The sequence below is a fragment of the Actinotalea sp. genome, assembly GCF_041597215.1.
Taxonomy (GTDB): Bacteria; Actinomycetota; Actinomycetes; order Actinomycetales; family Cellulomonadaceae; genus Actinotalea.
Map to the genome: position 1 here is coordinate 1 of NZ_JBFHHB010000124.1, position 9,266 is coordinate 9,266.

The window sequence follows — 9,266 nt, forward strand, 5'->3', positions numbered from 1 at the left end:
CCAGTCGTGGATGCAGGCGAACGCCCAGACGTACGGATACGTCGACGACACCCCTGGCGAGAGCTGGCACTGGCACTACGTGCCGACGAGCTGAGGACGCGTCCTGCCCGCGGGCTCCCGGGCGGCACCCGGCTCAGAGCACGAGGATCGAGACCCGCCCGGAACCGTAGCCGGAGACGGCCACCGCCAGGTCCAGCCGGTGCACGTAGGCGAGGGCCAGCGAGGCCACGTCCGCCGGCAGCACCTCACGCGGGGCGTGGGCCGCGTGGAGCCGGACGTGAGGGGCGCCCTGCCGGTTGAAGAGGGATGCCGCCACGTTGAGGATCTCGGCAGCGTTCTCGTACAGGGCCGGGCTCAGCCGGTCGTCCTCGACGGCTGACCGGGCGACGTGGCTCGGCAGGAGCGCGATCGCGGCGCCGGCGTGCGCGGCGAGGGGCAGGTCCACCACGACCAGCGCCCTGAGCGCGAGTCGGTCGTCCACGTACACGCCGACGACGGCCCCCGTCGCGGCCGGGTCGACGGGGGCCGCGCCCGCGGTGAGGTCGATCTCGCGCCCGAGGAGCCCCTCGACGAGCTCACGGACCTCGACGGTAGCGGGGAGCGGTGAGCCGGCGCTCATGCGAGGAAGGGATCGATGGTGTCGCGGAAGGCCTCGGGCGTGAAGGGCTTCGCGATGAGGAAGAGAGCACCCGCGGCCTCGGCCGCCTCGCGCATCTGGGTCGAGCCCTCGGAGGTCACGAACCCGAGGGGGATCTCCATCCCGCTCGCCTGCACCCGGCGGAGCAGCTCGATCCCGGTCAGCTCCGGCATGTTCCAGTCCGACAGGATGAGGTCCGGGTCCATCTCCATGGCGATCTCGAGGGCGGAAGCGCCGTCGGCGGCCTCGGTGACCTCCCAGTCGTAGCCCGCCTGACGCAGGGTCCGGATGACGATCTGCCGCATCACGCGGCTGTCGTCGGCAACGAGCACTCTCATCGGTTCACCTCGGGGTCGTGCGGCGTGGCGGGGCTCCCCGCCGTCAGGACAGGCTCCACAGCGCGATCACCAGCACGTCACCGCGCCAGTCGAGCCGGACCTCGTGCAGGAGGTCCGGCACCGGTCCGGCCGGACTCGTGGCGGCGACCGTCGGAAGGGTCAGCGCGCCGGGGTCGGGCACGAGGGACTTGACGTTCCCGCCGAGGACGTTCGCGATCTCCCCGAAGGCGTCGACCAGGTCGGCGTCCTCGACGGGCTCGTCGTCGGCCAGCCCGAGGAGCCCTCGGGTGAGCCGGGTCGCCGTCGCCCGCTCGGTGGTCAGCAGCACCCGGCCCGGCGTCTCCCCACCGAGGTCGACCCAGGCGTAGGTCGCCTCGACGAGCGCGGGGACGTCACCGGTCCACGGCCTCAGCGCTGCGGGATCGGGGTCGATCATCGCGGAGAAGACCTCGCGAGCGAGCGTGAGGATCGGATCGGTCCCCGCGAACGCGGCCAGGTCGATCGAGGCGCTCATGCGGAGACCTCCCACTCGACGAGCCCGAGGAGCTGGAGCTTCTCGCGGATCGCATCGGCGGTGAACGGCTTGATGAGGTACTCGTGCGCCCCGGCCGCCAGGGCCCGGACGATCTGCCCGTGCTCGGACTCCGTCGTGACCATCATCAGGGTGACGTCGCGCCACTCCCGGTGGGCCCGCACCGCCACGACGAACTCCAGGCCGTTCATCACGGGCATGTTCCAGTCGATGCACGCCAGGTCGACCGACACCCCTGACTCGAGGAGGTCGAGCGCCTCGCGCCCGTCCGCGGCCTCGAGGGTCTCGAACCCCAAGGACCGCAGCACCCCCACGATGATCCGGCGCATCGTGCGCGAGTCGTCGATCACCAGTGCTCTCATGCTGCCCTCCGTGTCGAGAGGCGGTACCCGGAGCCCCGGCCGAGGCTCACCCGCTCCCACTCGTCGTCGATACCGATGGTCGTCTCGGCCGCGCCGAGGAGGAGATAGCCACCGGGGCGGATGGCCCGGCGGACGCGCCGCAGCACCTCCCGCTTGGTGGCGAGGTCGAAGTAGATGAGGACGTTGCGCAGGAAGACCACGTCGAAGGGGCCGCCCGCCGGCGGGGCGTCGAGCAGGTTGTGCTCGGCGAAGGTGATGCTCGTCCGCAGTGCCGGTGCGATCTCCCAGTCGGCTCCTGCCCTGGCGAAGTGCTGGACGAGCATCGGCGCCGGCAGTCCGCGGTTGACCTCGAGCTGGCTGTACCGGCCGCTGCGCGCCCTGTCGAGGACCTGACGGTTGAGGTCGGTGGCCACCACGCGCAGTCGCCCGGCGGTGGCGAGGTCGGCGAGCGCCATGGCGATCGAGTACGGCTCCTGACCGCTCGAGCAGGCCGCCGACCAGATGCGCACGGGAGCGGTGCCGGTAGGCCCGAGCAGCTCGGGGACGATGTGGTCCGCGAGGCTCCTGAACGGCTGGGCGTCCCGGAACCACGAGGTCTCATTGGTCGTCAGCGCCTCCACGACGCCACGCAGCGCCTCGACGGTGCCGCGGGCCCGCAGGGCGCGGACGTAGGCGTCGACGTCCTCGTCACCGGCGGCGCGGGCGAGCGGAGTCAACCGGCTCTCGACGAGGTACTCCTTCCCGGGCTCGAGCTGGATCGCGCTGCGGCTGTGCACGAGGTCGGCCACCCACCGGAAGGTCTCCGAGGCGAGGGTCATCGCGCACCGGCCCGGCTCGCGGGGGAGGGCGTCGGCGCGACGGACCGCGCGATCGCCCCCGCGATCTCGTCGATCGGGAGGATCTGGTGGGCCAGGCCCGCCATGGCGACCGATCCTGGCATGCCCCACACCACGCTCGACTCCTCGTCCTGGACGAGCACCGTCCCACCGGCCGAGGCGATCGCCTCGCTCCCGGACCGACCGTCCGAGCCCATCCCGGTGAGCACGACACCGAGCACCTCACGACCGAGGACCTGCGCGGCAGAGCGGAAGAGGACGTCGACGGCCGGCCGGCAGAAGTTGACCGGCGGCCCGTCGTGCACCCGGATGCGCGCGCCACGAGCGCAGGCGACGAGCTCGAGGTGACGACCCCCCGGGGCGACGTACACGGTCCCCGCCTCGAGCTCCTCGCCCCCGGTCGCCTCCACGACGCGGCTCGGTCCGATCCGGTCGAGGCGCGCGGCGAGCTGATGGGTGAAGACCGGCGGCATGTGCTGCACGACGACGAGCGGAACCGGCAGCGGGGCCGTGAGCCCGGTGACGACGCGGGACAGCGCCTCGGGACCGCCCGTGGAGGAGCCGAGGACGACGACGCGCGGTCGGCTCGTCGACTCGGCGCGATCCCTCAGGACGACAGGGGTGGCCGCGCGGCGCACGGCACCGGAGGCCGGGGCGGTCGGCCCCGCTCCCCGCGCCGATCCCGCCGGTCGGGGGACGAGGGCCTTGATCCGGGGGATGAGCTCCTCGGCCACCTGGGCGAGCGACTCCCGCAGGCTGCCGACGTTCGCGGGCTTGGCGACGTAGTCGGTGGCCCCGGCGGCGAGGGCGTCGAGCGTCGCGACGGCGCCCCGCTCGGTCAGGGTGGAGAACATGACGATCGGCATCCGGTGTCCGGCCCTGCGCAGGGCGCGCACGGCCTCGATCCCGTCCATCACCGGCATCTCGATGTCCATCGTGACCAGGTCGGGTGCGAGCTGCTCGACCTTCGTCAGCGCGATCCGGCCGTCGGCGGCAACGGCGACGACCTCGATCTGGGGATCCGTCGCGAGGGTGTCGCTGACCAGTCGGCGGACGACGACGGAGTCGTCGACCACCAGGACACGGATCCTGCTCACTGCCCCTCCTGTCTCGACGGCCCTCGGGCGACGTGCACCGGTCCTCATGGCTGCGTCCGGCACGGTCCTGATCGACCGCGGAGCACCGACCCTGAGGGCTTCGGAGAACGCCGCTCGGCTCAGAACCGGAACGCGGCGATCTGCTCCCTCAGCTCGACCGCCATCCGGGCGACGTCGTCGACGGCTCCCGACATCCGTCCCGCCTGCACACCTGCGGCCTGGGAGGACGCAGCGGCTGCCGTCACGAGGTCCGCGACGTCGTGCGAGGCCGTGGCTGCGGCGGTCATCGCCACCGACATCTCCTCCGTCGTCGCCGTCTGCTGGCCGACGGCCCCGGCGATCGTGCCCTGGTCGTCGTCGATCCGGCGCACGACAGCGGCGATCCGTTCGATCGCCTCGACCGCGGCAGCGGTCTGCCGGCGGTTGAGGTCGATGCGCCGACCGATCTCCTCCGCGGCCACCGCCGACTCCCGGGCGAGGTCCTTGACCTCCCCTGCGACCACGGCGAAGCCCTTGCCCGCCTCGCCTGCCCGAGCCGCCTCGATCGTCGCGTTGAGCGCCAGGAGGTTGGTCTGCTGGGCGATGGCCGTGATGGTCTTCACGACGGTCCCGATCTCCGCGGCGCCGTTCCCGAGCTCCTCGACGGTCGCCGCGATCTGCTGCGAGGCCTCCACGGCCTCGTGCGCGAACCCCGCGGCGGCGGCCGCGTGCCGGGAGATCTCCGCGATCGAGCCGCTCATCTCCACGGAGCCGTCGGCCGCGCTCAGGACGGAGCTCGTCACGGACCGGATCTCCCGCGTCATCGTCGCGGTCGAGGCCGAGACCTCGGCGGTCTCCCGGGTGACGACCTCCGCGGTGCTCCGCAGGTCCGTCGCGGTCCCCGCGAGCAGCCCCGCGCGCTCGGCCACCCCGCCGAGGGTCGCCCGAAGGGCGGTACGCGCCGTGCTCAGGGCCGCGGCCATCTGCCCGATCTCGTCGTGCCCGCGCACGCCCGGGTCCACGGTCAGGTCTCCCTCGGCCATGGCCTCGAGCGATCGTCGCACCTGGTCGATCGACAGGCGGATCGAGCGTGAGGTGAGCAGCCCGAACGCCGCGAGGAGACCTGCTCCGAGGACGATGACGAGGACGATCAGGCGAAGGGCCCCGTCCGAGCGCCCCTGGGCGGCCGCCGCAGCGGTCGCCATCCGCTGCGCGACGTCGTCCATCACGCGCTCGAGCGCCGCGGAGTACTCCCGGACGAGCGGCTCGGCCGTGCCGCCGAGCACGGTCGAGTAGGCGGTGCGGTCCCCGCTCTGCGCCGCAGGGACGAGCTGACCGTCCCGCACCACGAGCCACCGCTCGTAGGCGTCGACGAACTCCACCCAGCCGTCGAGATCGTCGATCGCCGCAGCGTCGACTGCCGCCATGTCCTCGGCGATCGCGGTGTCGGTGGTACCCAGCCGGGCGATCCACGGGCCCTGCAGCCCTGCGGTGTCGGCCAGGGCGATCTGCGAGACGATCCCGGTCGCCTCTGCCTGAGCCTCGCCCAGGCGGGCGACGGGGGCGGCGACGTCGCGCTGGAGCGCGGCCAGCTCGGCGGTGCGCGCGGCAAGGGACTGCAGGGCGGTCGCGGAGGTCACCCCGACGGCGACGGCCGCGAGGCAGACGACACCGACGAGCACGAGGATCCGCCCCTGGATCGTGGCGAACCGGCCGAGGAGGATCCGGATCGGACCACGCCGCCGGTCACGACTGCCGGTCCGGATCGCAGCGGTCGGCGTCCCCGTGGCGGCCTCGGCACCGGGCGCGGGCCCGTCGTCCTCGGCGCTGCGCGGACGCGGAACGGCAAGGGTCGGCCCCGCCATGATGGTCATCTCCTTCGATGCGTGCGGTGGAACGGTCCGTGCGTGCGGGGCGCGTCAGATGGTGAAGGCCGCGACGCGCGACTGGAGGTCGACGGCCATCCGGGCGAGGTCCGCGGCCGATCCCTCGAGATCGTCGACCACCTGGCTCGCTGCCCGGGAGGCGTCGGCCACCCCGGTGATGTTGGCCGCGATCTCGCCGGAGCCCGTCGCGGCCTCCGCGAGCCCTCGGCTCATCTCGTTCGTCGTGGCGGTCTGCTCCTCGACCGCGGACGCGATCGTCATCTGGTGGTCGTTGATCTGGGCGACGATCCCGGCGATCCGCGCGATCGAGTCGACCGCCCCCGTCGTGTCGGCCTGGATCGCCTCGACCCGGCGCGCGATGTCCTCGGTCGCCCGCGCCGTCTCCTGCGCCAGCTCCTTGACCTCGCCGGCCACGACGGCGAAGCCCTTGCCCGCCTCACCGGCCCGCGCCGCCTCGATCGTCGCGTTCAGGGCCAGCAGGTTCGTCTGCTCGGCGATCGAGGTGATCACCTTGACCACGTTCCCGATCTCCTTGCTCGAGGCACCGAGCCGCGCGACGGCGTCGGTCGTGCTGCGGGTGGCGTCGCTCGCGCGCGCCGCGACGCGCGCGGCCTCCGCCGAGCTCTCCGCGATCTCCCGGATCGAGGCGCTCATCTCCTCGGCGCCCGACGCGACCTGCTGGACGTTGCGGCTTACCTGCTCGGCCGCCGCGGCCACGACCCCGGCCTGGACGCTCGTCTCCTGCGACCCGGCCGCGACCTCGCCCGTCGCGGACGTCATCTGCCCGCTCGCAACCGAGATCGTCGTGCTCGCCTCGCCGACGGCCCGCAGCGCGTCGCGCAGTGCCGTCTGGGCCGTGCGCAGCGCCTGCGCCATCCGGCCGACCTCGTCGGTGGAGGAGACCGGGACGGTCGCGGTGAGATCCCCCTCGGCGAGCGCCTCCAGGGCACGCTCGACCGCGAGGATCGGACCGCGGATGAGACCGGCCACCCGCCAGCCGAGGCCGAGCACCACGAGGATGCCGATCGCGAGGGAGAGGACCAGGACCCGGATCGCGCGGTCGGCGGTGGCGTCGGCGTCCTCGGCCGTCGTACGGACCCACTCCGCGACCGCGCGCTCCTCCGCGGCGAGCGCCGCCTCCGCGTCCTCGAGGGGGCCGCTCATGATGATCAGCGCGCTGCGGACGGCGTCGGTGCTGCTGCCGAAGGCCGCGGCGATGGCGACGCTGTCGCGGGCGTCGGTCCAGCCGGCCCACGCGTCCTGGAACTCCGCGAAGGCCACCGTGCTGCGCCCCTCCGACTCCTCGAGGTACTCCGCCGAGGCGGCCGCGAGGTCGGCGTCGGACTCGGCGATGCGATCGAGGTAGCTCTGGCGCTGGTTCGTCGTGTCGGTGTCGTTCGCCCCCGCCTCGGCGACGAGCATCCGGGCGGTGATCACGTCCTGGTGCACGACGCTGAGCGCCGCGGCGGCCTCGTGCACACCGGAGATCGCGTCGCTCGCCTCGCGCAGGTCCGTCAACGAGGCGACGGCGAGAGCGCCGGTGGCCGCCGAGACGACCGAGAGCAGCGCGACCACGCTGATCACCTTGGTCCGCACACCGCGATCGGCGAAGCGCATGCGACGACGCCTGACCCGGGGCGGGACCGCGGTCACGGTGATCGGCTCGGGCGAACGACGCGGGGACGGCGCGCCGACGACGGCGTGCTCGGTCGACACCGTCGGCGCCGACGGTGCGGAGAGGGCGGTCATGACGTCTCCCGTGCTGGTCACAGCTGTCAGGCCACCTGTGCGGCGGCGGCGAGGTCGAGGTGCAGCAGGAGGCCCGTCGGCAGCTTGTACGCACCGCGGATCACCTCGCGCAGCTCGGCCGCAAGGGTGTCGGGCGGGGCCTCGAACTGGGAGTCGTCGACGTCGACGACGTCACCGACCTCGTCCACGAGGAGGCTGATCGGCTCGTCGTCGACCTGGACGACGACCATCATCGGGTCGACGTCCTGGGCCATCGGCTCCAGCCCGAGCCGCAGCCGCAGGTCCACGGCGAGAACGACCTCCCCGCGCAGGTTGACCAGTCCGGCGACGTCGGCGGGCGCCAACGGGACCGGCGTGCGCGGCACGGAGCGCAGCGCCTCGCGGACGAGCAGCACGTCGACGCCGTAGCGCTCTCCGTCGACGATGAACGTCGCCAGCTGTCGGCTCATGTCACACCCCCACGAGGTCGTGCCGGGACGGGGCAGCGCCCTCGGCGAAGGAGGGGTCCGCCAGTGCGAGCAGGGCCTGGACGTCGAGGCGCTCCGTGACCCGGTCCTTGAGGACGGTCGACCCCGCGAGCCCCACGTCCGAGAGGTCGCTGTGCCGCGCCGGGTGGTCGTCGACGATGTCGACGATCTCGTCCACGACGATCGCCACGCTCCGCTCGCCCCGGGTGTGGACGATCACGAGGATCTCCTCGCCCGACGGCGCCGCCGAGCCGGCCCGACCGTCGAGCCGCACGACGGGTGTGATGGCCCCGCGGTACTGCATGACCTCGCGCGCACCGACATGCTCCAGCACGGAGACGGGGAAGCGCTCGAGCCGCGTGACCGCCGACAGCGGGATCGCGACCCGGCGGTCGCCACCCACGCCCGCGACGAGCACCTGCTCCACCTGCTCCTCCACGACGGTCTCGTCCACCTGCGTCGAGCGGGCGTGATCGAGACCATCGCCCGTGAGGCTGCGCCGGGCAAGGCCCTGGACGTCGAGGATCAGCGCGACCTGACCGTCACCCATGAGGGTCGCACCCGCGTACATGCCGATCGTCTTCAGCCGCCCGGACAAGGGCTTGACCACGATCTCCTCGGTGTTGGAGACGGCGTCGACGAGCAGGCCGAACCGCATCGTGTCCGCCTGGAGGACCGCGATGACCGATCGCGTCGCCGTCCGTACGGGACGGCCGAACACCTCGCGCAGGTCGACGAGCGGAAGCAGGTCGCCGCGCAGGCGGTAGACCGCCGCCGAGCGCACCCACTCGATGGACCTGCCGTCGGCCTCGGTGTCGAGCGCGACCAGCTCCAGCAGGCTGACCTGCGGGATCGCGTAGGTCTGGCCGTCGCACCGCACCGTGACCGCCGGCATGATCGCCAAGGTCAACGGGATGCGCAGCCGCCAGGTCGTGCCGGTGCCGAGCGCGGAGTCGACGTCGACCGTCCCGCCGATCTCCTCGATCTTGGTGCGGACCACGTCCATCCCCACGCCCCGGCCCGAGACGTTCGTGACCGCCTCGGCGGTGGAGAAGCCCGGGAGGAAGAGGAGCTGGAGCAGATCGGCCGGCGCCATGGCCGCGACCTGGGCCTCGGTCCGGACCTGCGAGGCGACGGCCCTGGCCGCGACCCGCTCCGGGTCGATCCCCTTGCCGTCGTCGCCGACCTCGACGACCACCTGACCGCCGGCGTGGTAGGCCCGGAGGGAGAGCACGCCCTGTGCGGGCTTGCCCGCTGCGACCCGGTCCCCAGGTGCTTCGATGCCGTGGTCGATCGCGTTGCGGATGAGGTGCGTCAGGGGGTCCTTGACGGCCTCGAGCAGGGTGCGGTCGAGCTCCGTGTCGCCCCCCTGCAGCTCGAGCC

10 protein-coding genes are annotated in these 9,266 nt (G+C 73.0%); all 10 read right to left on the reverse strand.

Annotation, left to right across the window (positions count from 1 at the left end; translation table 11 throughout):
* Positions 1 to 133 precede the first annotated feature (133 nt).
* Positions 134 to 619, reverse strand: coding sequence for a hypothetical protein (locus tag ABWK99_RS09925; RefSeq protein ID WP_372594541.1), 486 nt, complete (start codon positions 617 to 619; stop codon positions 134 to 136).
* Positions 616 to 975, reverse strand: a complete 360-nt coding sequence (locus tag ABWK99_RS09930; RefSeq protein ID WP_372594542.1) for a response regulator — start codon at positions 973 to 975, stop codon at positions 616 to 618. The genes ABWK99_RS09925 and ABWK99_RS09930 overlap by 4 nt, the downstream gene beginning before the upstream one ends.
* Before the next feature lie 43 nt (positions 976 to 1,018).
* Positions 1,019 to 1,489, reverse strand: a complete 471-nt coding sequence (locus ABWK99_RS09935; protein WP_372594543.1) for a chemotaxis protein CheX — start codon at positions 1,487 to 1,489, stop codon at positions 1,019 to 1,021.
* On the reverse strand, positions 1,486 to 1,869 hold the full coding sequence (locus ABWK99_RS09940) for a response regulator (protein ID WP_372594544.1): 384 nt from the start codon (positions 1,867 to 1,869) through the stop codon (positions 1,486 to 1,488). The genes ABWK99_RS09935 and ABWK99_RS09940 overlap by 4 nt, the downstream gene beginning before the upstream one ends.
* Positions 1,866 to 2,687 carry a protein-glutamate O-methyltransferase CheR gene (locus ABWK99_RS09945; RefSeq protein WP_372594545.1) on the reverse strand — a complete coding sequence of 274 codons (822 nt, stop codon included), beginning with the start codon at positions 2,685 to 2,687 and terminating at the stop codon, positions 1,866 to 1,868. The genes ABWK99_RS09940 and ABWK99_RS09945 overlap by 4 nt, the downstream gene beginning before the upstream one ends.
* Entirely contained in the window at positions 2,684 to 3,802 is a 1,119-nt protein-coding gene (locus ABWK99_RS09950) for a chemotaxis response regulator protein-glutamate methylesterase (protein ID WP_372594546.1), read from the reverse strand. The genes ABWK99_RS09945 and ABWK99_RS09950 overlap by 4 nt, the downstream gene beginning before the upstream one ends.
* A 119-nt stretch (positions 3,803 to 3,921) precedes the next feature.
* Positions 3,922 to 5,655 carry a methyl-accepting chemotaxis protein gene (locus ABWK99_RS09955; protein ID WP_372594547.1) on the reverse strand — a complete coding sequence of 578 codons (1,734 nt, stop codon included), beginning with the start codon at positions 5,653 to 5,655 and terminating at the stop codon, positions 3,922 to 3,924.
* A gap of 45 nt (positions 5,656 to 5,700) precedes the next feature.
* Positions 5,701 to 7,437: a methyl-accepting chemotaxis protein gene (locus ABWK99_RS09960; RefSeq protein WP_372594548.1), complete on the reverse strand. Its 1,737-nt coding sequence runs from the start codon at positions 7,435 to 7,437 to the stop codon at positions 5,701 to 5,703.
* Positions 7,438 to 7,442: 5 nt separating this feature from the next.
* Positions 7,443 to 7,865, reverse strand: a complete 423-nt coding sequence (locus ABWK99_RS09965; RefSeq protein ID WP_372594549.1) for a chemotaxis protein CheW — start codon at positions 7,863 to 7,865, stop codon at positions 7,443 to 7,445.
* A 1-nt stretch (position 7,866) separates the two neighbouring features.
* Positions 7,867 to 9,266: chemotaxis protein CheA (locus tag ABWK99_RS09970; RefSeq protein ID WP_372594550.1), on the reverse strand; the 1,400-nt coding region annotated here is incomplete at its 5' end.

Excerpts from the sequence above, each read along its gene's own strand:
- ABWK99_RS09945 (WP_372594545.1), bottom strand. The coding sequence starts at position 2,687 with ATGACCCTCGCCTCGGAGACCTTCCGGTGGGTGGCCGACCTCGTGCAC.
- ABWK99_RS09955 (WP_372594547.1), bottom strand. The coding sequence starts at position 5,655 with ATGACCATCATGGCGGGGCCGACCCTTGCCGTTCCGCGTCCGCGCAGC.
- ABWK99_RS09935 (WP_372594543.1), bottom strand. The coding sequence starts at position 1,489 with ATGAGCGCCTCGATCGACCTGGCCGCGTTCGCGGGGACCGATCCGATC.
- ABWK99_RS09925 (WP_372594541.1), bottom strand. The coding sequence starts at position 619 with ATGAGCGCCGGCTCACCGCTCCCCGCTACCGTCGAGGTCCGTGAGCTC.
- ABWK99_RS09965 (WP_372594549.1), bottom strand. The coding sequence starts at position 7,865 with ATGAGCCGACAGCTGGCGACGTTCATCGTCGACGGAGAGCGCTACGGC.
- ABWK99_RS09930 (WP_372594542.1), bottom strand. The coding sequence starts at position 975 with ATGAGAGTGCTCGTTGCCGACGACAGCCGCGTGATGCGGCAGATCGTC.
- ABWK99_RS09940 (WP_372594544.1), bottom strand. The coding sequence starts at position 1,869 with ATGAGAGCACTGGTGATCGACGACTCGCGCACGATGCGCCGGATCATC.